A 243-nucleotide genomic window follows, 5' to 3' on the forward strand; every position below is an offset into this window, starting at 1 on the left:
CAGAAAAATTGCCGGAACCGACGCCCCACAATTCATCGTGGATCACACAAAGGCCCACCCTGGCGAAATAACGCTCGTTCCCATCGGCCCCCTAACTAACATTGCCAAGGCTCTAGAGATAGACCCGACCTTGCCAGAGCGGGTACCAGAAGTACTGCTTATGGGCGGCGCAGAGGGCCCCGGCAACGTCACTCCGTCTGCAGAATTCAACTTCTGGTTCGATCCAGAGGCCGCAGCTGCGGT

1 protein-coding gene is annotated in these 243 nt (G+C 57.6%); it reads left to right on the plus strand.

Features of this window, described 5'->3' with window-relative positions; genetic code table 11:
* Positions 1-243 (plus strand): nucleoside hydrolase (locus QP415_RS12655; protein WP_285100305.1); only part of this gene is annotated, 243 nt, incomplete at both ends.

It is taken from the genome of Pauljensenia sp. UMB3104, from assembly GCF_030217285.1.
Classification (GTDB): Bacteria; Actinomycetota; Actinomycetes; order Actinomycetales; family Actinomycetaceae; genus Pauljensenia.